General features: G+C 60.2%; 18 protein-coding genes. 8 read left to right on the top strand and 10 right to left on the bottom strand.

Annotation, left to right across the window (positions count from 1 at the left end; genetic code table 11):
* Window positions 1-3 precede the first annotated feature (3 nt).
* The 3 genes from JFT63_RS09540 to JFT63_RS09530 all read left to right on the top strand — a co-directional run bounded on the left by JFT63_RS09540 (window position 4) and on the right by JFT63_RS09530 (window position 3,789).
* Entirely contained in the window at window positions 4-882 is an 879-nt protein-coding gene (locus JFT63_RS09540) for an endonuclease/exonuclease/phosphatase family protein (RefSeq protein ID WP_057701788.1), read from the top strand.
* Window positions 879-2,924: a GGDEF domain-containing protein gene (locus JFT63_RS09535; RefSeq protein WP_057701787.1), complete on the top strand. Its 2,046-nt coding sequence runs from the start codon at window positions 879-881 to the stop codon at window positions 2,922-2,924. The genes JFT63_RS09540 and JFT63_RS09535 overlap by 4 nt, the downstream gene beginning before the upstream one ends.
* An 88-nt stretch (window positions 2,925-3,012) precedes the next feature.
* The gene (locus JFT63_RS09530; RefSeq protein WP_057701786.1) at window positions 3,013-3,789 is read left to right on the top strand and encodes an N-acetylmuramoyl-L-alanine amidase; all 777 of its coding nucleotides are present in this window, start codon (window positions 3,013-3,015) and stop codon (window positions 3,787-3,789) included.
* 105 nt (window positions 3,790-3,894) lie between these two features.
* On the opposite strand, the gene JFT63_RS09525 is transcribed toward JFT63_RS09530, so the two are convergent.
* Both JFT63_RS09525 and algB read right to left on the bottom strand, forming a co-directional pair.
* Window positions 3,895-5,682, bottom strand: coding sequence for an ATP-binding protein (locus JFT63_RS09525; protein ID WP_198707108.1), 1,788 nt, complete (start codon window positions 5,680-5,682; stop codon window positions 3,895-3,897).
* 10 nt (window positions 5,683-5,692) lie between these two features.
* The gene (gene algB / locus JFT63_RS09520; protein WP_032878543.1) at window positions 5,693-7,039 is read right to left on the bottom strand and encodes a sigma-54-dependent response regulator transcription factor AlgB; all 1,347 of its coding nucleotides are present in this window, start codon (window positions 7,037-7,039) and stop codon (window positions 5,693-5,695) included.
* A 392-nt stretch (window positions 7,040-7,431) separates the two neighbouring features.
* On the opposite strand from algB, the gene JFT63_RS09515 reads away from it, so the two are divergent.
* The 5 genes from JFT63_RS09515 to JFT63_RS09495 all read left to right on the top strand — a co-directional run bounded on the left by JFT63_RS09515 (window position 7,432) and on the right by JFT63_RS09495 (window position 11,815).
* Window positions 7,432-7,716: a hypothetical protein gene (locus tag JFT63_RS09515; RefSeq protein ID WP_057701784.1), complete on the top strand. Its 285-nt coding sequence runs from the start codon at window positions 7,432-7,434 to the stop codon at window positions 7,714-7,716.
* Window positions 7,717-7,793: 77 nt separating this feature from the next.
* Window positions 7,794-7,958: a DUF1328 domain-containing protein gene (locus JFT63_RS09510; protein WP_003187386.1), complete on the top strand. Its 165-nt coding sequence runs from the start codon at window positions 7,794-7,796 to the stop codon at window positions 7,956-7,958.
* Between the two features lie 2 nt (window positions 7,959-7,960).
* Entirely contained in the window at window positions 7,961-8,428 is a 468-nt protein-coding gene (locus JFT63_RS09505) for an inhibitor of vertebrate lysozyme family protein (protein WP_057701783.1), read from the top strand.
* Window positions 8,429-9,155: 727 nt separating this feature from the next.
* Window positions 9,156-10,487 carry a glutamate/aspartate:proton symporter GltP gene (gene gltP, locus JFT63_RS09500; RefSeq protein WP_057701782.1) on the top strand — a complete coding sequence of 444 codons (1,332 nt, stop codon included), beginning with the start codon at window positions 9,156-9,158 and terminating at the stop codon, window positions 10,485-10,487.
* 98 nt (window positions 10,488-10,585) lie between these two features.
* Window positions 10,586-11,815: a nucleoside recognition domain-containing protein gene (locus JFT63_RS09495; RefSeq protein ID WP_057701781.1), complete on the top strand. Its 1,230-nt coding sequence runs from the start codon at window positions 10,586-10,588 to the stop codon at window positions 11,813-11,815.
* A gap of 92 nt (window positions 11,816-11,907) precedes the next feature.
* Here JFT63_RS09495 and JFT63_RS09490 read toward each other — a convergent pair whose 3' ends face one another.
* The 8 genes from JFT63_RS09490 to JFT63_RS09455 all read right to left on the bottom strand — a co-directional run bounded on the left by JFT63_RS09490 (window position 11,908) and on the right by JFT63_RS09455 (window position 20,642).
* Window positions 11,908-12,519, bottom strand: a complete 612-nt coding sequence (locus JFT63_RS09490; protein WP_057701780.1) for an ABC-type transport auxiliary lipoprotein family protein — start codon at window positions 12,517-12,519, stop codon at window positions 11,908-11,910.
* A complete protein-coding gene (locus JFT63_RS09485) occupies window positions 12,516-13,454 on the bottom strand; it encodes an MlaD family protein (protein WP_198843843.1) in 939 nt (312 codons plus the stop codon). Before JFT63_RS09485 ends, JFT63_RS09490 begins: the two co-directional genes overlap by 4 nt.
* 1 nt (window position 13,455) lies before the next feature.
* A complete protein-coding gene (locus JFT63_RS09480) occupies window positions 13,456-14,259 on the bottom strand; it encodes an ABC transporter ATP-binding protein (RefSeq protein WP_057701778.1) in 804 nt (267 codons plus the stop codon).
* Window positions 14,256-15,404: an ABC transporter permease gene (locus tag JFT63_RS09475; protein ID WP_186558998.1), complete on the bottom strand. Its 1,149-nt coding sequence runs from the start codon at window positions 15,402-15,404 to the stop codon at window positions 14,256-14,258. Before JFT63_RS09475 ends, JFT63_RS09480 begins: the two co-directional genes overlap by 4 nt.
* 54 nt (window positions 15,405-15,458) lie before the next feature.
* A complete protein-coding gene (locus JFT63_RS09470) occupies window positions 15,459-16,490 on the bottom strand; it encodes a DUF5924 family protein (protein WP_057701776.1) in 1,032 nt (343 codons plus the stop codon).
* A gap of 69 nt (window positions 16,491-16,559) precedes the next feature.
* The gene (locus JFT63_RS09465; protein WP_057701775.1) at window positions 16,560-17,945 is read right to left on the bottom strand and encodes a M16 family metallopeptidase; all 1,386 of its coding nucleotides are present in this window, start codon (window positions 17,943-17,945) and stop codon (window positions 16,560-16,562) included.
* Window positions 17,946-18,003: 58 nt separating this feature from the next.
* On the bottom strand, window positions 18,004-19,662 hold the full coding sequence (locus JFT63_RS09460) for a Na/Pi cotransporter family protein (protein ID WP_057701774.1): 1,659 nt from the start codon (window positions 19,660-19,662) through the stop codon (window positions 18,004-18,006).
* 212 nt (window positions 19,663-19,874) lie between these two features.
* Complete coding sequence (locus JFT63_RS09455) at window positions 19,875-20,642, bottom strand: TerC family protein (RefSeq protein ID WP_005783489.1); 768 nt, start codon at window positions 20,640-20,642, stop codon at window positions 19,875-19,877.
* Between the last annotated feature and the right edge of the window lie 63 nt (window positions 20,643-20,705).

The following is a 20,705-nucleotide window of genomic DNA, read 5'->3' as shown; positions in this document are numbered from 1 at the left end:
GCCATGCGCCGTTGGGGTACCGAACGCGTCGTTGGCCTGCACGAGCCGCAGGTCAACGAACACCACCTGCAAGCCACGGACCTGCCGGCAGACAGCCGCTTGCGCCTGCTCAGCTTCAATATTCAGGTGGGCAACAGTACCGAGAAATATCGGCACTACCTCACCCGTGGCTGGCAGCACGTTCTGCCGCACAAGGGGCGTACCGGTAACCTGCAAAAGATCGGCGACCTGCTCAGCGACTTCGACCTGGTCGCCTTGCAGGAGGCCGACGGCGGCAGCCTGCGCTCGGGCTACATCAACCAGGTGGAGCATCTTGCCCAACTTGGCGCGTTCCCCTACTGGTACCAGCAGCTCAACCGCAACCTGGGGCGCCTGGCACAGCACAGTAATGGTGTGCTCAGCCGCTTGAAGCCGACCGTCATCGAGGATCACCCGCTGCCGGGGCCCAAAGGCCGCGGTGCGATCCTGGTGCGTTTCGGTGAAGGTCCCGAAGCCTTGGTGGTAGTAATGATGCACCTGGCACTCGGCGGACGTACCCGCAACCTGCAACTTGCCTATGTGCGCGACCTGATTGGCCATTACAAGCACCAGGTGTTGATGGGTGACATGAACACCCATGCCAACGACCTGTTGCAGAATTCCCCGCTGCGCGACCTGGGCCTGTTGGCTCCGCAAGTCGAAGCCACATTTCCCAGCTGGCGCCCGCAGCGCTGCCTTGACCACATCCTGCTCAGCCCGAGCCTTACACTGGAAAGTGTGCGGGTACTGGCGCAGCCCATTTCCGATCACCTGCCCGTCGCGGTAGAGATTCGTCTGCCGGGTTCGCTTACGGCTGATGCATTACCCGCGTTGAGCCCAGGCCCTCGCGGACCTCTTGCATGAGCGACGACGCCCAGCGCTGGAAAGAGAAATACCTTAAGAGCATCGAGCAACAAGACAAGCTCGAACGCCGCTGGGCCGCCCGCCTCGACCTGCTGCGCCGCGGCCTGGTACGCAGCACCCTGGCCGCTGAAGGGACTGACCGCGCTGTTGATCAATGCATGAAGGAAATGCGTGATGTGGTGCGTACCGACGACATGGACGCCGCCCTCGCCGCACTGTTGCCGCGCCTGGAAAAGGCCGTGCTGGATTCCGAGCAGCGTCGCGAAACCCGGGTTGACCAGATCAGCACCGCACTCACGGCCCTGGTTGCTCAGTTGCAAAAGCTTGCCTTGCCGCGCGAGGTAGCCCGCCCGCTGAAAGCCTTCGCCAAGCAGCTCGATAGCCGCGTCGGCCAAGCGCGGGAGATACCGCTGTTGCTCAGCGAGCTAAGCAGCCTGCAAGGGCAGGCGCTGAATAATCTGGAGCCTGAAAGCGATACCTCGCGCGCAGGTCCTGGGCTGCTGCAACGGCTGTTTGGCAGCAAGGATGGATCGAGTGAAGCGCCGCAGGTTGACGCTGCGCCATTGCCCACAGCGCAGTCGGCGCCGTCAAAGCCAGCTGCGCCGCCACCGGCGCCCGAACCGCAGGAGCCCGCACAGTCCGAAGAATTGACCCAGGCCTTGCGTGCCTTTGCCCCGCAACCACAAACGCCGCTTGCTCCCACCTCTGAGCCGGTAGTGCAGGCCCCGCTGGAAGCGGCCCGCGACACCTTTGTATTCGAGGCACCGCCTCCAGTAGAGCCGATTGCTTCACCTGCGCAGACCCCTGAGCCGCCGATAGAAGAGCCGGCCCCTGAAAGCGCGCTCGCCGCCTTTATTGAAGCACCGCCGGTTCAAGTCGAGGCGCCGGATCAAACCAGCATAGGTAGCCTGTCTCTCCCGCCTGTGTTGGAAACTCCCGAGCCAGACGAGCTGCAGTCCGATGCAATATACGCCCTGCCCGACTCGCCTGAGCCGTCCTACAGCTCGGTAGCCAAGCACATCGAAGATACGTTACTGGGTCTGTTGGAAGACCTGTCCCTGCCTGAACGTCATCGGCCCCAGGCGCAAGCCATGCGCGAGCGTCTTGCCCACGGCTTGAATTGGTACGAGCTAATCCCAATTCTGGATGACCTGGCTGTGCTGATGCTGGCGATCACCGACAGTGGCCAGCATGAGTTCGAGGCTTATCTCAAGCAACTCAACGAGCGCCTTGAGGCATTCCAGGGCCACCTGCAGGTCGCCAGCGAGGGCCACGCCGATAGCAGCCTGGCCGCGCGGGAGCTGGATACGCAGATTCGTGAACAGGTCGACGGCTTGCAAAGCAGCGTGCAGGAAGCCGCCGATCTGGACAGCCTCAAGCAGGTGCTTGAAAGCCATCTTGAGGGCTTGCTCGGGACGATGGACGAGCATCAGCAGCAGCGTGATCAACGTGAACAGGAAGTGGCTGCGCGCCTCAAAGCCCTGGCTGAGCGTGTGGCCAACATGGAGCAGGAAGCCCAGGGCTACCGTGAGCATCTGGAGGTACAGCGTCAGAAGGCCTTGCTCGATCCACTGACTGGTTTGCCCAACCGGGCAGCGTGGAGTGAGCGCCTGGATCACGAGGTCAACGCCTGGCATCAGCAGGGCAACAGCCTGTCGCTGGCCATGCTCGACCTGGATCATTTCAAGCGCATCAACGATGGCTATGGTCATCTGGCGGGCGACAAGGTGCTCAAGATCATCGCCAATGTGCTGAGCAAGCGCCTGCGGCCCAGCGACTTCATCGCGCGTTTTGGCGGTGAAGAGTTCGTGCTGTTGATGCCCGACTCAACCCTGGCGGATGCCTTGGCCGTCGCTCAAGTAATGCGCGCTGCCATCGAAGCTTGCCCGTTCCACTTCAAAGGCGAGCCGGTGACGATCACAGTGTCCATGGGCGTGGCGCAGTTTCAACCTGGCGAGCGCAGCGACATGGCCCTCAAGCGTGCCGATGAAGCGCTTTACAGGGCCAAGGCAGCGGGACGCAATCAAGTGCAGGCGGCCTAAAAGATGTTCCATTTTGTAATTTGACCGCCGCGCGAATTACGTTACGTTACACTGTTGCATTATCGTCTCTCAGTGTAATGCTCCTGCCATGAAATCCTTGTCTATTGCTTTTGTGTTTCTCCTGCTCGCCGGTTGCGCCAGCGGCCCGCGTCTGAATACCAGCCACCCGTCGGTGAACCACGACAACCGCGTGCAGTTCGTCGTCGTGCATTACACCTCGACCAACCTGGAACGCTCGCTGGCCTTGCTGACCCATGGCCAGGTGAGCAGCCATTATCTGATCGGCGACGACGCCTCAGGCACCATCTACAAGCTGGTGGATGAAAGCCAGCGCGCCTGGCACGCGGGGGAAAGCGAGTGGGCGGGACGCACCTGGCTCAATTCGAGCTCCATCGGCATCGAAATCGTCAATCCGGGGTTCCGCGATACGCCGACAGGGCGTGTGTGGTACCCGTATTCCGAAGCACAGGTGCAGTCGCTGATCGTGCTGCTCAAGGACATCAGCAAGCGTAATGGCATCGACCCCAAGAACATCATCGGGCATAGCGACATTGCCCCACTGCGCAAACTCGACCCAGGGCCGCTGTTCCCCTGGAAGCGTTTGGCCGCAGAAGGCCTGGCCGTATGGCCGGATGCCCAGGCCGTGGCACGGTTCCAGGTGCAGTACGCCGCTCAGCTGCCGAGCATCACCTGGTTCCAGGAAGAACTGGCTCGCCTGGGCTACCAGACGCCGCAGACCGGGGAGCTGGATGTGGCCACGCGACACGTGATCGCCGCGTTCCAGATGCGCTTTCGCCCGTCACTGTTTGATGGCACCCCGGATGCTGAAAGCGCCGCGATCCTGCGGGCCTTGAATCACCGTTGATGGCGTACAGGCAGGAGCGAGCTTGCTCGCGAAGAACGCATAGACGACGCGGGCTGCCTGACAGCACAGCGTTATCGTTGAGGTTCTTCGCGAGCAAGCTCGCTCCTACAGGGGTAAGGCCATATAGAACTGCGTACCCTGCCCCGGCCGTGAATACACGCCCATGCGGCCGCCGTGCAATTGCACGATCTCCTTGCACAAGGCCAGCCCCAGGCCCGCGCCGCCTTTCTTTCGACCCACCTGCACAAAGGGCTCGAAGATTCGCCCTTGTTGCCCATAGGCGATGCCTTCGCCGTTGTCCTCAACACTGATAATCACCCGCTCGCCATGACGCCGTGCCTGCAGGCGGATCTGTCCGCCTTCGGCGGTGTGGCGCAACGCGTTGCCGAGCAAATTGTCGAGCACGCGCTCCAGTTGCACCCGGTCGGCATACAGTCGCGGCAGCTCCGGCTGGGCTTCCACCAGCAATTCAATGTGCTGTGCATTGGCGGGTTCGGCGAATCGTGCCCGGGCATGTTCCAGCAGGTCGGTCACATCGCAGGCGCCCAGGGTGAGTTTTTGCAGGCCGTTCTGGTAGCGCGAGAAGTTGAGCAAATCGTTGATCAGCTGCATCAGGCGCTGCATTTCTTCGTTGACCGTATCCAGCAGGTCCGCTTCACGGGACTCCGCGGGGAACTTGGCTCGCTCGCGAAACAGCCCGAAGGCCATGTGCATGCCGGTCACCGGTGTACGTAGCTCGTGAGAGGCGCGTAACACGAACTCGCTGCGTACTCGCTCGAAAGCGCGCTGTTCGGTAACGTCGTGCAGCACCATCACCGCCCCCAGAATATGGCCCTGGGTATGGCTCACAGGGGTCAGGCTGTAGGTCAGCAGGCGCAGTTCGCCCTCGACTTCCACTTCCAGATCCTCCGGCGCCCGCTCCAGGTTGCCGCCGCGCAGCACCAGTTGCAGTTGTTCATCCATCTCTGCGCGACCCAGAGCTTCGCCCAGGCCTTGACCGAGGCGTTCCTCGTCCCAGCCCAGTTGGCGCTGTGCAACCGGGTTGAGGTGCTCCAGGCAGCCCTGGCGATCAATCATCAGCAGGCCGTCATCAATGCTGTCGAGCACCGCTTGCAGGCGCTGTTGGCCGGCCAGCAGTTCATCGACATTGGTGGCCTGATGCTGGCGCAACGCTTCGGCCATGATGCCGAAACGGCGGGTCAGCTGATTCATCTCCGCTGCCGAGGAGATAGGCAGGGTCACTTCAAAATCGCCCTGCCCGATCTTGTCGGCGGCTTTGGCCAGTGCCTCGATCGGCCCGCCAAAGCGTCGCGCGATGCCATGGGCCGTCACAAAGCCAATGATCAGCACTGCAAGGCCCACCAACCCGAGCAGCCCTGCGATCAATAGCGCACGCTCACGGGACTTGTGCTCGCTGGCGCTGATGTTCTCCAGCGCCTGCTTGTGATCGGCGATCAGTCCGTTGCGCAATATGTTGAAGGTTTCAGTGATTTTTTCCTTGCTGCCCGGCGGCGGTGGTTCCTGTTGGGACTGGTCGAATGCGTCGAGCAGGTTCTGGTAATCGGAGCGTGCCTGGCCGAAGCCATGGCTTATACCGGCCGACTGTTCATGGGCGATGCCTTGGTCCAGCAGGTCGAAATAATGCTGCTTGGAGGCCCGCAGGGCCTCAGGGTCGGGGCGTTTCTCCAGCATCATGATCAGCTGGTCGCCCAGGCTCTGACGCAACTTGAGCCCCAGGTCCAGGGTGATGAAGTTACTGCGGATCAGCGATTCCTGGGTCTTGGCCATTTGCATGACGCTGACCAGGCCCAGGATCAACCCCAGCAAGGCCACGGTGATCAGCGCTGAAATGCTCAGAAATAACCGAGTGCGCAGTTTCATCGCGAGCTTCATAAGGTCCTGCTCACAGGTTGTACTGTTTGCGTTTGCGGTACAGGGTCGACGCGTCGATGCCGAGGGTGCGGGCTGCTTGATCCAAGGTGTCACTGGTAGCGAGCACGGCGCCGATATGGGCTTTTTCCAGCTCGTCCAGGCTCAACGCCGCACCGATACGAGGTGCATTGTTGGTCGGTTGCTCGGCCATCCCCAAATGACTGATCTCTACCTTTTCCTGGGGGCAGATGATGCTGGCGCGTTCCACGACGTTACGCAGCTCGCGGATATTGCCGGGCCAACGATAGTTGAGCAGCGCTTCACGGGCCTGATCACTGAAGCCACGCGCGGGGCGCGCGTATTCCTTGACGAAGCGTGCCAGGAAGCGGTCGGCCAGGGTGAGGATGTCTTCACTGCGTTCGCGCAACGGTGGCAGGTGCAAGGTGATGACGTTGAGGCGGTACAACAAGTCTTCCCGGAAGCGGCCGTCGCGCACCATGTCTTCCAGGTTCAGGTTGGTGGCCGCGAGAATACGCACGTCGGCGCGGCGGGTGACCGGGTCGCCCACACGTTCATATTCCTTATCTTGAATAAAGCGCAGCAACTTGGGTTGCAACGTGAGTGGAAAATCGCCGATCTCGTCAAGAAACAACGTGCCGCCATCGGCCTGGTTAACTCGACCCAGCGTGCTTTCACTGGCGCCGGTGAACGCGCCGCGGCTGTGGCCGAACAGTTCGCTTTCCATCAGCTCGGCGGTCAAAGACGGGCAGTTGATGGTCACGCAAGACTTCTTGGAGCGTTTGCTCCAGCCGTGAATGGCGCGGGCCAGCTCACCTTTACCGGTGCCGGACTCGCCGAGGATCAAGATATTTGCATCGGTCCCGGCCACTTGGCGGGCGGTTTCCAGTACCACCATCATCGATGGGCTGTGAGAGTCGAGGCCATCCTTGGGTTGGCGCACGGCGCCTTCCAGAGCTTCGAGTCGCGCAGAGAGCTGGCGTACTTCCAATTGCTTGGCGGTCGCCAGGCGCAATTGGTCGGGGCTGCAGGGTTTAACGAGATAGTCGGCGGCACCGGCCTGGATGGCGTCCACGGCGGTATCCACGGCGGAGTGGGCCGTGACGATCACCACACGCATCCACGGCGCCTGGATACGCATCTGCGCGAGTACGTCCAGGCCGTTGTCCTCTCCCAGACGCAAGTCCAGAAAGCACAGGTCGAACACCTGGCGCTGCATCAGGGCATCGGCCTGGGCGGCGCTGTTGGCGGTGGCAACGGTGTAGCCCTCGTCTTCCAGGCAATAACGGAACGTGCGCAGAATTGCGGATTCGTCATCCACTAAAAGAATGCGGCCTTGAAGCTCCTTGGCTGAATCCATCTGTCCTGCGCTCCTTAACTATTAAATAAGATGGTGTTTAGTCCCGGAATAATCGGGCAAGTTGCATGGTTTATTCTGATTCATAAAAGGCATCTTCGTGTAGGTATCTGCAGGCCTTCCTACAAGGTTCCAGCTAATGGCCTTTTCATGCCCTCTCGCCACTTCGGCAACTGGACAGGCGCATTCGATCCCTTGACCCGACCACCGACCATCGTGCATTTCGCACGGCATCTCTACAGGCATCGTGCAGGATGCTGGGTGGCGAATTGTGGATTGATTGGTAACTCATTGATTTTATTGTGTTTTATTTTGCAATAAAGCTGGCATGTACTCTGCAATATCTCTCCCAAGAGCGTCATGAACGAATAATCAGAATGCGGGAGAAATACAGCATGACTCGCCAAAGCCTAAGCCAATTGCGTGTATCGCCGCTGCGTATGCAGCAGGGCCTGTTTGCCAGCCTGGCCTTGATGGTCACGCTGATTGGCGGTCAGCAGATGCAGCACTGGCAGCAGAGCGAGCAGCCAACCCCGCAATTTGAGCGTCCGGTGATGACCCAGACCCACTTCCGTTCCATTGGCAGCGCCAGCGCTAATGTAACCGCCCCGCAATTGAGCCTGGTCGACCAGGATTCGACTCTGGACGAGCTACCTGCTCAAGAACGCTGGGTGTTCTAGGCACTAAACGCCGCTTGTGTTGAGCGGCTGCACGGCACTACCGCTGTTACCTCTATAGAAGCATAAGGAGAATCACCATGTTGAGTTGGGCAATCACCTTTCTGATCATCGCCATTGTCGCTGCAGTCCTGGGCTTCGGTGGTATCGCTGGCACCGCCACCGGCATCGCCAAGATCCTGTTTGTCGTCTTCCTGGTGATGTTCATTGCTTCGTTCTTCTTTGGCCGCAAAGGCCGAGGTTGAATATGACCTCTCTGCCTTTTAAAGCCATGGCTGCCGCCCTGCTCTTGGGTGGCAGCGGCCTGGCAATTGCCGCCAATGACGGGCAATCCCGGGCAAACGAATTGCTCAGTGCGGATGCGCAATACCGTGAAACCTGGCAAGGCGTGGTGAAGAAAGAAGAGCGTATGCCGGAATGGGTGATGAACCTGTCCGGTTCGGCCGAGCAGATGAATGCTGTTGAGGAAGATGGCGACAAGTACTTGGTCGGGCCGCTCTGCGAAACCGCTGACACCTGCCTGAACAAGCGTCTGATCGTTGCTTTCAGCCTGGACAAGGAAGATGCCTACGCCATGTTGGTGGAAGTCCCGGCAGGTTTGCCGGCAGACAAGTCCCCGACGCGGCACGCCGATTACCGTTTTATCGGTAAACCGGACGAAGGCATGCAGAAGCTGCTGATGGAGCAGTTAAAGAAAGATCCGAATTGGTACTAGGTTCCGTCTGACGGAGCCGGCGTCCATAGAAAGGAGCCCCTCGCTTCTTTCTGTTTGCATCACTCGCCAAGGGTGGTGCATGACCAGGGGGCCGGGTTGCTCTGATCAATCAAGATCGGCGTGACCTACGGGTACAGGGAGTGCCTGCGAAAGGGCCGGGTCAGGCAAAAAGCTGCGACGCAAGTTCACAAGACCTCAAGCTTGCTGAACTTGCGGCGGGCTTACGACTCTGATGCCCGCGCTTCATGTGTCTTGCTTCATGCCTCTCATAGTCTCAATTTTGCTTTTTGCCTTTCGCCAACCATTACCGGGTATGTCGGCGCGACCATCTATCGAGAAATTTTCATCCGCACCATAGGAGATTTCTGGTGCTAGGTGGTGGATTTCTCACGCATTTTTGCCAACCGCGGCAAGTCGTTCAGCATCACTGAGCGAGCCTGATTTGGCAGCCTCACGGCATATTCGCCCGCCTTAATGGCGTATTCGAACTGACCGTTTGGACAATTATTTTTAAAAAAAGCCATGCCGATTCGGCATAGGGTAGGCGTTTACGGCATTAGACGTCGCTCCCTTGCATGGGAATAGTTGCGCCTTTTTTCGCCTACCAGTAAGCCATTTCGGCCACGCTGCGGTGACCTTCCATGGAGGCAGATGCACACACTTTTTCGCTTTCGGGCGTTGCAGCTGGCGCATTTGCCATAAGTCCACTTGAAGTAAGGGTAATGACATGAAGAAGGCAAAGCTAAGCCTCGCCTGGCAGATCCTCATCGGTTTGGTACTGGGCATCGCAATCGGTGCAGTGCTCAACCATTTCAGTGCTGAAAAAGCCTGGTGGATCAGCAACGTATTGCAGCCGGCGGGCGATATCTTTATCCGCCTGATCAAGATGATCGTGATCCCGATTGTGATTTCCTCGCTGATCGTCGGCATTGCCGGAGTGGGCGACGCGAAAAAGCTCGGTCGCATCGGCGTCAAAACCATCCTTTACTTCGAAGTAGTCACCACCATCGCCATCGTGGTTGGCCTGTTGCTGGCCAACCTGTTCCATCCGGGCGCCGGCATCGACATGAGTACCCTGGGTACTGTCGACATCTCCAAGTACCAGGCGACCGCCGCCGAGGTGCAGCATGAACATGCGTTCATCGAAACCATCCTCAACCTGATCCCCTCGAACATCTTCGCGGCGGTTGCCCGTGGCGAAATGCTGCCGATCATCTTCTTCTCGGTGCTGTTCGGCCTGGGCTTGTCGAGCCTCAAGCCCGAGCTGCGAGAGCCGCTGGTGACCATGTTCCAGGGCGTGTCCGAGAGCATGTTCAAAGTCACCCACATGATCATGAAGTACGCCCCTATCGGCGTGTTTGCCCTGATCGCAGTGACCGTCGCCAACTTCGGCTTTGCCTCGCTGCTGCCGCTGGCCAAGCTGGTCATCCTGGTTTACGTCGCCATCTTGTTCTTCGCCTTTGCGGTACTGGGCCTGATCGCTCGTCTGTTTGGCTTCTCGATCCTGAAAGTGATGCGCATCTTCAAGGACGAGCTGGTACTGGCTTACTCCACTGCCAGTTCCGAAACCGTGCTGCCACGGGTGATCGAGAAGATGGAGGCCTACGGCGCGCCGAAGGCGATCTGCAGCTTCGTGGTGCCGACCGGTTACTCGTTCAACCTCGACGGCTCGACCCTGTACCAGAGCATCGCGGCAATCTTTATCGCCCAGCTGTATGGCATTGACCTGTCGATCGGCCAGCAGCTGATGCTGGTACTGACCCTGATGGTCACCTCCAAAGGTATCGCCGGCGTGCCGGGTGTTTCCTTTGTGGTGTTGCTGGCTACCCTGGGCAGCGTGGGCATTCCGCTGGAAGGCTTGGCGTTTATCGCCGGTGTCGACCGTGTGATGGACATGGCGCGTACCGCACTGAACGTGATCGGCAACGCTCTGGCCGTCCTGGTCATCTCCCGTTGGGAAGGCATGTACGACGACGCCAAGGGCGAGCGCTACTGGAACTCCCTGCCGCACTGGCGCAGCAAGGAAACTTTGCCGGCCGGCGAGACCACTCGCGGCTGATCGCACGAATGCGCTGACACGAACCCCGGGTAATTCCGGGGTTTGTCGTTTCTGTCAGCCCCGCTATCATTCGCCCCATCTTTCGGGGGATTCAACTGATGCTAAATGGCCTGTGGCTTGGCTTCTTTGTCGTGGCAATGGTGTCAGCACTGGCGCAATGGCTGGTGGGCGGTAACGCCGGGATTTTTGCGGCGATGGTGGAAAGCATTTTCGCAATGGCCAAATTGTCGGTGGAAGTCATGGTGCTGCTGTTCGGCACCCTGACCTTGTGGCTGGGCTTTTTGCGTATCGCTGAAAAAGCCGGGATCGTCGATTGGCTGGCCAAGGCGCTCGGCCCGTTGTTTCGAAGGCTGATGCCAGAAGTGCCTGCCGGTCACCCTGCTATCGGCTTGATCACCCTCAACTTCGCCGCCAACGGCCTGGGCCTGGACAACGCCGCCACGCCCATCGGCCTGAAGGCCATGAAGGCCTTGCAGGAACTCAACCCCATCCCCAACACGGCGAGCAACGCGCAGATCCTGTTCCTGGTGCTCAATGCATCCTCGCTGACGCTGTTGCCGGTCACCATCTTCATGTACCGCGCCCAGCAAGGCGCCGCCGACCCGACGCTGGTGTTTCTGCCGATCCTGCTGGCCACCAGCGCCTCAACGCTGGTGGGCCTGCTGTCGGTGGCGGTGATGCAGCGCCTGCGGTTGTGGGACCCGGTGGTGCTGGCTTATCTGATTCCGGGCGCATTGGTGCTGGGCGGCTTTATGGCGCTGCTGGCGACCTTGTCTGCAACGGCGCTGGCCGGCTTGTCGTCGATCCTGGGCAACCTCACGTTGTTTGGCCTGATCATGCTGTTCCTGGTCATTGGCGCCCTGCGCAAGGTCAAGGTGTACGAGGCTTTTGTCGAAGGCGCCAAGGAAGGTTTCGACGTGGCCAAGAACCTGTTGCCCTACCTGGTGGCGATGCTGTGTGCGGTGGGCGTATTGCGGGCCTCGGGCGCGTTGGACTTCGGCCTGGAGGGGATTCGCCACGTGGTGGCCTGGACGGGCATGGATACGCGGTTTGTCGACGCGCTGCCGACTGCGATGGTCAAGCCGTTCTCCGGCAGTGCAGCACGGGCGATGTTGATCGAGACCATGCAGACCCAGGGCGTGGACAGCTTCCCGGCGTTGGTGGCGGCGACGGTACAGGGCAGTACCGAGACCACGTTCTATGTGTTGGCGGTGTACTTTGGTTCGGTGGGGATTCAGCGGGCGCGACATGCCGTGGGCTGTGCGTTGCTGGCGGAGTTTGCCGGTGTCGTGGCGGCTATTGCGGTGTGCTACTGGTTCTTCGGTTAAGCCTTGGATTGCTATCGGGGGCAAGCCCCCTCCCACATTTTGATTTGTGAATACATTCAAAAGTGGGAGCTGGCTTGCCTGCGATGAGGCCCTCAGCGTCTAGGTGCTGTATTGCCCTGCGCCACTACCCAATCCACCACCTGCTTGTTCAACTGATCCCCGGCCTTACCAAAGGCTGCCACCACTACTGGCACCTTGGTGTCACCCACCGGCTGCCTTACCTCAAACCGCCGGCTGGCAATAATCCGCTGATCGCTGCCGCGCACCAAACGCGCATCCAGGCGAATCACCACATCCACCGCACCACCCCGGTATTCACTTTGAAACGCCTGCAACTGCCCGCCCAGCTCATAGTCGGCTTGCAGGTTGGTCTCGTCGGTACTCAGCAGCGTTACCCGTCCATCGCGTTGGAAGCCGTCCAGCAGGCGGTTGCGTAAGAGTACCGGTGCCGGGTCGCTCCAGCGTGAGTTCGCATAGCTGCTGATCAGGTTGCCGTCAGGCACCACGGCAATGCGTGGACTGTCGAGAAACTCGCTGGTCTGGGGTTTGGCTACGCGCAGCGACCAACTCACCGGCGTGCCTTGGGTGGTTGGTTGGGTGGACACCAGGCGGTACACGTCTGACGGGTCAGGCTTGGGCAGAATCGAGCAGGCGCTGAGCAGTGCCAGGGCCACAGGGGCGATCATCAGGTAAGCACGCTTCATGGCGTGAACTCCTTGTTCTTGTCACTGCCCAGCAGGTAACCGCTGGGGTTGGCTTCCAGGCGGCGAGAGATGGCGCGCAGCGAACCGAGGGTTTCACGCAGCTCGCGCACCGCTGGCGCCAGTTCGTTGAGGCCCTGCATACCGCTGTTCACCGAGTCCTGGTTGTTGGTCAGCAAGCTGTTGATGGTGGCGGTGCTTTGTTCCAGGGATTTCATCGCTTGCTCGGCGCTGCCGAACGCTTGCTTGCCTTGCTCGTTGAGCAGGCCATTGGCGCTGCGCATCAGTACGGTAGTTTGCTCCAGCGCGGCACCGGCCTGTTTGCTCACCTGCATCAGTTGCTGCATCACCACCTTGATGTCGCCGCGTTGCTCGGCGATGGCACCGGTGGTTTGTTGCAGGTTATCCAGGGTGTTGCTCAAGCGTTCGACGTTTTCCCGGGAAAACATGTGGTTGGCGTTGTGCAGCAGCAAGTTGACGCTGGTCATCAGGTCGTTGCTGTTATTGAGCAGGCGCGCGATGGGCGATGGGGACGCGATGATTTCCGGCAGGTTGCCGTTCTTGCCCTTGAGTTCCGGGCTTTGCGGGGTGCCACCGCTGAGCTGGATGATGGAGGTACCGGTGATGCCGGTCAGCGCCAGCTTGGCCTGGGTGTCTTCCTTGATCGGCGTTTGCCCGGCCAGGCGGATGCGCGCGAGGACGCGGCGCGGGTCTTTGGGGTCCAGGCGCAGGCTGGTGACGTCGCCCACCTTGATCCCGCTGTACTGCACCGCACTGCCCTGGGACAGGCCGCTGACCGCTTCGTTGAACACCACTTCGTAATCCTGGAAGGCGCTGTCGACGCTGGACTTGGCCAGCCACAGGCCGAAGAGCATAGCGCCGACCACCACAATTACGCTGAACAGTCCGATCATCACATGATGGGCTCGGGTTTCCATGTCATACCTCGTTGAGCGATTGAGCGGCATCCAATGCCGCGCGGCCTCGGGGGCCGTGGAAATATTCGTGAATCCAGGCGTCGTCCGTTTCCGAGACGACATCAATGGCGTCGGCCACCAGCACTTTCTTCTGCGCCAGCACCGCCACGCGGTCGGTGATGGTGTACAGCGTATCGAGGTCGTGGGTAACCAGGAACACGCTCAAGCCCAACGCATCGCGCAGGGTCAGGATCAGTTGGTCGAATTGCGCTGCGCCAATCGGGTCGAGGCCGGCGGTGGGTTCGTCGAGGAACAGGATGTCCGGGTCCAGTGCCAGCGCACGAGCCAGGGCCGCCCGCTTGATCATGCCACCGGACAACGAAGCCGGGTATTTGTCGGCCGCCGACAAGGGCAGCCCGGCCAGTGCCAGCTTGACCGCCGCCAAGTGCTCGGCGTCGGCGCGGCTGAGGCCGGCGTGTTCGATCAATGGCAGGGCAACGTTCTCGGTAACGGTCAGCGAGGAAAACAGCGCGCCTTTCTGGAACAGCACACCAAAGCGCCGCTCCACCAGCGAGCGTTCGTGCTCAGGCAGGCTCGGCAGGTTCTTGCCCAATACCCGCACTTCACCTTCGCTGGGCCGACGCAGGCCGACGATGCTGCGCAACAGCACCGACTTGCCGCTGCCGGAGCCGCCGACCACTGCCAGAATCTCGCCTTTGTATAAATCCAGGTCGAGGTTTTCATGCACACTCTGGCTACCAAAGCGGTTGCACAGGCCGCGTACCTCAATGACCGCCTCAGTGGGCGCACGGTGTAGACGACTCACCAGCCCATCTCCATGAAAAACATCGCGGCGACCGCATCCAGCACGATCACCACAAAAATTGACTGCACCACGCTGGAGGTGGTGTGCGCGCCGACTGATTCGGCGCTGCCGCTGACCTTGAAGCCTTCCAGGCAACCAATGGCCGCGATCAGGAAAGCAAAGATCGGCGCTTTCACCATACCCACCAAAAAGTGCTGAACGCCGATGTCCGATTGCAGCAGCGAGAGGAACATCGCCGGTGAAATATCCAGCGCGACGGCACACACCACGCCACCGCCGACAATCCCCGAGAGCATCGCCAGGAAAGTCAGCATCGGCAGTGCCACCAGCAGCGCCAGAACCCGCGGCAGTACCAGCAGCTCCATCGGGTCCAGGCCCAGGGTGCGGATGGCGTCGATTTCTTCGTTGGCTTTCATTGAGCCGATTTGCGCGGTGAACGCACTGGCGGTGCGGCCAGCGATCAGGATCGCGGTGAGCAGCACGCCGAATTCACGCAGGAAAGAAAACGCCACCAGGTCCACGGTAAAAATCGTCGCGCCAAAACTCTTGAGCACGGTGGCGCCCAGAAACGCCACCACCGCGCCCACCAGAAAGGTCAGGAGGGCCACGATAGGTGCGGCGTCGAGACCGGTCTGTTCGATATGGGCGACCATCGGTGTAAGGCGCCAGCGCTTGGGTCGAAACATCCCGCGTACGAGGGTTTCAAGAATCAGCCCGATAAAACCCAGGAGTTTCTTGGCGTCTTGCCAGACGGTGTCCACGGCGCGGCCGATACGTGCCAGGACTTGGATGCCGGCGCTTTCTTGCGGCTCTTTGAGCGGGACGCAAAAATCATTGAGGGAGCGGTAGACCGTCTTGAGCAGCGCCCGGTCGGCAGCCGACAGGCTGCAATCGGTCTGCTCGGCGGAGTGCTCGATGCGGTCGGGGCCCAGCAGCTCTACCAGCAATGACGCACCGGCGGTATCCAGCGCACCGAGGCCGTTAAGGTCGATGCGGGCGCCGGCGTCGTATTGGCCGTCGAGTTTATCCGACAGTTTTTTCAGGCTGGCGTAGTGGGTAAGCGTCCAGTCACCGGTAATCCGCAGCGAGGGCGGGGTGCTGGACGTATCAAGATGGGCTGCGCCTGCGGTCGTGCGAGTGGTCATAAGCTCCGAGCTTGTTTGGCTATCCACAATGGCTACGTAATAGCACGATCTGACCTACTTTGGGTTGTCCGCTTGTGCTGTGTCGATCACCTTGAAGCGCAAGACGCCGATCACTTGGCCGTCCTCGGTGAGGACCTGCACTTGCCAGCGCCCGGCTGCGTCGCCCGGGAAATTCTGCTTGTGGGTCCAGGCGCGATAGCCTTCCTTGCGTCCACCATGGATATCCAGGGCAATGCGGTCGACTTCCTTGCCGTTGAATTTCCACACATGATAGATCCGCTCATCCAGCCCGCGTGGCGCGTTGATCGCGGTGTAGGCGTAGAGGCCACCGCTGCGCAACTGGGCGGCAGTGACCTCCTTGAGGTCATCGCCCGGGGTGCGGTCTTGCAGTTGAGTACTGATGGCGACTTCGGTCATCCACAGGGTGGCCGGCGGTACCCAGCTGCGCAGGAACCAGCCGGCGCAGCCGATCGCTGCCGTTACCCCCAGCAGCATTGCCCAGCCCTTGAGGCTGCGCAGCGGCAGGCTGACCGCCAGGCTGGGGATCGACAGGGCCATGGCCACGCCCAGCGCCAGCTTGTAACTCTGGGCAGTGGTCAGGTGCATGATGATTGGCAGCGCGGTGAGCAATGCGGCAAACAAGGTCAGGGTGTGCAGGGCCAGGAACAGCGAGCGCTTGGGCGCCAGCCACTTGTAGTACAGCGGGTCGATGATCGACACCAATGCTGCCGCGCCCAGCAGGCCAGTGAACAGCGATTGGCCACTGTTCCAGGCCGTGGTGACGAAAAAGAACGGCAGCACAAAGAACAGGCTTTCCTGGTGGATCATCTGCGTGGCGTAGCGCAGCAGCGGTTCCGGGATCTCGCGCTTGAAGAGCTTGGCAAACAGTTGGGTAAAGCTGTTTTCCAGCATCAGCCACAGCCAGCTCACCAGCATGATGACAGCGATCCAACTGGCCATGCCTTGCTGGCGGTCCACCAGGATGAAGCTGCCCACACCCGAGATGAAACCGCCGAGTGCAATGACCCCTGGGTAGCGCTTGATCAGTTCGAGGATGCGCTGGATTAGATGGGTCAGGTTTGGCATTCGGCGGTTCGCAGTCTTTGTAGGAAAAAATCCCAGACAGAATAACGTCTTAGCGCTGGGCCCGTTGCTTCATTCCACGATCCGTTGGCGATAACGCCGAACGCCCATCAACACGATGGCGATGAGCCCAAGCACGCCTGCGCCGATCCAGGTCAGGGCGTCATAGCTTAACAACGGCTTTTCGATGCGCCAGTAGCCCGGTTGCTTGAACACTTCGCGCATTGCCTGGTTGGTTTGCGAAAGACTCACCGCCTTGATGCGCTTGACCGGGTCGCCGAAGCGGCCGTCAGCGTAGTCGCCGGCTGCACTCCAGTAGTAATCGGCCAACGCACTGTTGCCCTGTACCGCCCAGGCTTGGCGAGCAATGGCGGCCTGTTGCAGGCGGGCGAACACCTTCGCGTCGAGACCATCCTTGAGCAGTTGTGCCTTGAGGTCTTGCAAGACTTGCTCGGCTTCAGGGAGATTTTCCCGTTCCAGGTCGGCGTTCAGGCTCAGGAAGCCTACGCCGCCGAGTACTTCGCGTTCGCTCCACGGGCCGTAGGACAAGCCGTGTTTGAGACGCAGCTGTCGGTACAGTGCCCAGTCGATGTAATCCTTGAGCAGGTCGTAGGTTTCGTCATGTTGGTCGTCCAGCACTGGCTCTGGGAACAGCCAGTGCAGCTTGGCGCCATCGCCGACCCAGCCATGCACCAGATCGCGGTGGCTGGCGGCGGTGTGTTGGATCTGCGGCAGTGGGCGGTGTTCGCTCGGGTCTACCGGGTCGAGTTGGCCGTAGGTGCGTTCCAGGTAGGCGGGCAGCAGTTTATCCAGATCGCCGACGACGATCAGCGTCATATTGTTGGGGGCGTACCACGCTTTGCGTAGCGTCTCTAATTGATCGCGGGTCAGGTGGCCGACCTGCGCGCGTTCGGCGCATTTGAGTCCCAGCTCGACGGCCAATTGGTTGCTGGCGCTGTGGCCGAGGTCCTGACGGTCCAGCAGGCGTTGCAAATGCGAATAGTGGCCGCCGTCTTCACGCTCGACCACCTGCTTGGCGGCGTTGATATTGGCGTCGGTCAGCTGCGTGCGGGTGAGGATGGCCAGCAGCAAGTCCAGTACCTTGCGCTGGTTGTGCGCGGGGGCCTCGATGACGAATGTGGTGTCGGCGTTGCTGGTGTAGGCATTCCACTCGCCGCCCAGGGCTTGCATGCGGTCTTCGAGGTCGCCTTCGCCACCGCCGTCGATGCCGCTGAACAGCAGGTGCTCGAACAGGTGGGGAAGCTCTTTGTCTTCGCAACCGAAGTCATCCAGGCCTACGCCGACCACCAGGCGGATGGCCACGTGCCCGCGTTCGGTGCCCGGTTTGAGCAGCAGCTGCAGGCCATTGGGCAAGGTGTAGCCCTCGACTTGCTGGCGGTCGAAGGCAAAGGTGTGTGCCGATCCTAGAAGCAGGCAGGCGAGTAACAGGCGACGCATAACAAGCTTCCTGGCAAGTGAGGTCCATTGTTAACTGACTTCACTGGCCGTCGTACGTTCAGGGCGAATGGGTGATGTCGGCAATATCTTCGGTGGAGAGTGCGCCAGTGTCGGACGTTTCCAAGACTACATAAGCGCTGCTGCAAAACAACGAGTTCAAGCGTTTCATGTCGGCGATCAGCTCCAGGTGCAGGGAGCTGGTTTCCAGGCTCTGTACGATCTTGCGCTGCAGGCGGCTGACATGGGCGTGAGCCAGGCGACGTTCCTGGGCGCGGAAGCGGCGCTTTTCACGCAGCAATTGGCGAGCGCTTTCCGGGTCACCGCTGAGGAACACCGACAGACCCAGGCGCAGGTTGGAGATCAACTGGCTGTGCAAACCGCTGAGTTCTTCCAGGCCCACTTCGGAAAACTGCCGTCGCTGCGAGGTTTTCTGCTGCTGGACCTTGCGCAACATGCGTTCGATCAAGTCACCCGCCAGTTTCAAGTTGATCGACAACTCGATGATCTCCGCCCAGCGGCGGTTGTCTTGTTCGCTCAGATCTTCACGGGGCATTTGCGCCAGGTAGAGTTTGATCGCGCTGTAGAGCGCCTCGACATCATCGCTGAGGCTGCGCATTTGCTGGGTGATTGCGGTTTGATTACCGCGCAGCACCTCCTGCATGGAGGTGAGCATATTGTCGATCAGGTCACCCAGGCGCAGGGTTTCTCGCGCGGCGTTGGCTAAGGCCAGGCTCGGCGTGGTGAGTGCGGCCAGGTCGAGGTGGCGTGGTTTGGCCTTGCCATTGGTTTCTTCGCGCTCGGGCAACAGCCAGGCGCACAGCCGCGCCATAGGGCCAATGGTGGGCAACAGAATCAAGCAGCGCGTGACGTTGTAGAGCAGGTGAAAGGTGATGACCATGCCTTGGGCGCTGTAGTCCAGGCCGTCCATCCAGCCTACGAGCGGGTCAAGCACTGGAATGATCAGCAACAGGCCGATCAGTTTGTACAACAGGCTCCCCAGGGCCACTTGGCGACCGGCAGTGTTTTGCATGCTGGTGCTTAGAAATGCCAGCACACCGCTGCCGATATTGGCGCCGATCACCAGGCCGATGGCCACGTGCAAACCGATCACGCCGGCGCCGGCCAGGGTGGCCGTGAGCAGCACGGCGGCGAGGCTGGAGTAGGAAATCATCGCGAACAGTGCCCCGACCAGGGCGTCGAGCAAAATATCGCCGGTCAGCGAGGCGAAGATCACCTTGACGCCCTGGGCATGGGTGATGGGCCCGGCGGCTTCAACGATCAATTGCAGCGCGAGAATGATCAGCCCAAGACCGATCCCTACCCGGCCCAACTGCCCTGCACGCGTCTGTTTTCGCGACAGGAAGAAAATCACCCCGAGAAAGATCAGCAGCGGCGACAGCCAGGACAAGTCGAAGGTCAGCACCCGCGCCATCAGTGCGGTACCGACGTCGGCGCCCAGCATGGTGGCCAAGGCCGGCGTAAGGCTCATCAACCCCTGGCCGACAAAGGACGTGACCAGCATCGCCGTGGCGTTGCTGCTTTGCACCATGGCGGTCACCAGGATCCCGGCGATAAAGGCCAGCCAGCGCTTGGACATGTTTTGCCCGATGACTTGGCGCAAGTTGGAACCGTAGACCCGCAGGATGCCGGTTCGGACGATGTGCGTGCCCCAGATCAGCAGGGTCACGGCGGAAAGCAGATTGAGCAAGGTCAGCATGCTCGGCCCCCCGTGTGGGTGCGCTCCAATAGGAGCGAAGTAAAGTTACCGCGTGCCGTTCTACGTCTTGTACTTAAGCTGTAGTTGGCGAATGGGCTCTGCGCCAGCATCGCATAGCTAAACTCGGGATTGAAACAAAACTGTCATGAAATCAACTTTTTGACAGACGAAAAAATGGGGCGCAAGCGCCCCATTTCAGCAGCGGGTCAGGTTTATTGACCCGGAATATCTTTACGCAGTTTCACTGGATCCTGTTGCTTCTTCTTTTTCGCGATGGCGGTCCGCATTTTGATGTTGACCGCTTCCACTGCCAGCGAGAACGCCATGGCGAAGTAGACGTAGCCTTTTGGCACGTGCACGTCGAAGGATTCGGCGATCAGCACGGTACCCACCACCAGCAGGAACGACAGCGCCAGCATTTTCAGCGACGGGTGCTTGTCGATGAACTCGCTGATGGTGCCGGCGGCCAGCATCATCACCAGTACGGCCACGACGATTGCAGCCACCATCACCGGCACATGGGAAACCATGCCGACGGCGGTGATCACCGAGTCCAGGGAGAACACGATATCGATGATCGCAATCTGGATGATGGTGTAGATGAACTTGCCGCCGGCGCCTTTGGGCTCGTCGTTGGTTTCGTCTTCACCTTCCAGAGCGTGGTACATCTCCTGGGAGCTTTTCCACAGCAGGAACAGGCCACCGAAGAACAGGATCAGGTCACGACCGGAGATGCCCTGGCCAAACACCACGAACAGGTCGGCGGTCAGTTGCATCACCCAGGTGATCGACAGCAGCAACAGGATGCGCGTGACCATGGCCAGTGCCAGGCCGAAGATCCGGGTGCGCGCCTGCATATGCTTGGGCATGCGGCTGACCAGGATCGAAATCATGATGATGTTATCGATGCCCAGGACGATCTCGAGAGCCGTCAGGGTGAAGAAGGCAATCCAGATTTCCGGATTGGTCAGCCATTCCATGTGTATTCCTTTGAGCAAGTGTTAAACCGCGCAAGCTGTAGCGCCGCGCGGTGAGTCAGTACG

Source organism: Pseudomonas sp. MF7453 (assembly GCF_016405455.1).
Taxonomy (GTDB): Bacteria; Pseudomonadota; Gammaproteobacteria; order Pseudomonadales; family Pseudomonadaceae; genus Aquipseudomonas; species Aquipseudomonas paralactis.
This window is presented reverse-complemented; position numbering and strand designations above follow the sequence as displayed.

Bases quoted from the DNA above. Each gene is read 5' to 3' on its own strand.
- JFT63_RS09540 (WP_057701788.1), top strand. From the start codon at position 4: ATGCGCCGTTGGGGTACCGAACGCGTCGTTGGCCTGCACGAGCCGCAG.
- JFT63_RS09535 (WP_057701787.1), top strand. From the start codon at position 879: ATGAGCGACGACGCCCAGCGCTGGAAAGAGAAATACCTTAAGAGCATC.
- JFT63_RS09530 (WP_057701786.1), top strand. From the start codon at position 3,013: ATGAAATCCTTGTCTATTGCTTTTGTGTTTCTCCTGCTCGCCGGTTGC.
- JFT63_RS09525 (WP_198707108.1), bottom strand. From the start codon at position 5,682: ATGAAGCTCGCGATGAAACTGCGCACTCGGTTATTTCTGAGCATTTCA.
- algB (WP_032878543.1), bottom strand. From the start codon at position 7,039: ATGGATTCAGCCAAGGAGCTTCAAGGCCGCATTCTTTTAGTGGATGAC.
- JFT63_RS09515 (WP_057701784.1), top strand. From the start codon at position 7,432: ATGACTCGCCAAAGCCTAAGCCAATTGCGTGTATCGCCGCTGCGTATG.
- JFT63_RS09510 (WP_003187386.1), top strand. From the start codon at position 7,794: ATGTTGAGTTGGGCAATCACCTTTCTGATCATCGCCATTGTCGCTGCA.
- JFT63_RS09505 (WP_057701783.1), top strand. From the start codon at position 7,961: ATGACCTCTCTGCCTTTTAAAGCCATGGCTGCCGCCCTGCTCTTGGGT.
- gltP (WP_057701782.1), top strand. From the start codon at position 9,156: ATGAAGAAGGCAAAGCTAAGCCTCGCCTGGCAGATCCTCATCGGTTTG.
- JFT63_RS09495 (WP_057701781.1), top strand. From the start codon at position 10,586: ATGCTAAATGGCCTGTGGCTTGGCTTCTTTGTCGTGGCAATGGTGTCA.
- JFT63_RS09490 (WP_057701780.1), bottom strand. From the start codon at position 12,519: ATGAAGCGTGCTTACCTGATGATCGCCCCTGTGGCCCTGGCACTGCTC.
- JFT63_RS09485 (WP_198843843.1), bottom strand. From the start codon at position 13,454: ATGGAAACCCGAGCCCATCATGTGATGATCGGACTGTTCAGCGTAATT.
- JFT63_RS09475 (WP_186558998.1), bottom strand. From the start codon at position 15,404: ATGACCACTCGCACGACCGCAGGCGCAGCCCATCTTGATACGTCCAGC.
- JFT63_RS09470 (WP_057701776.1), bottom strand. From the start codon at position 16,490: ATGCCAAACCTGACCCATCTAATCCAGCGCATCCTCGAACTGATCAAG.
- JFT63_RS09465 (WP_057701775.1), bottom strand. From the start codon at position 17,945: ATGCGTCGCCTGTTACTCGCCTGCCTGCTTCTAGGATCGGCACACACC.
- JFT63_RS09460 (WP_057701774.1), bottom strand. From the start codon at position 19,662: ATGCTGACCTTGCTCAATCTGCTTTCCGCCGTGACCCTGCTGATCTGG.
- JFT63_RS09455 (WP_005783489.1), bottom strand. From the start codon at position 20,642: ATGGAATGGCTGACCAATCCGGAAATCTGGATTGCCTTCTTCACCCTG.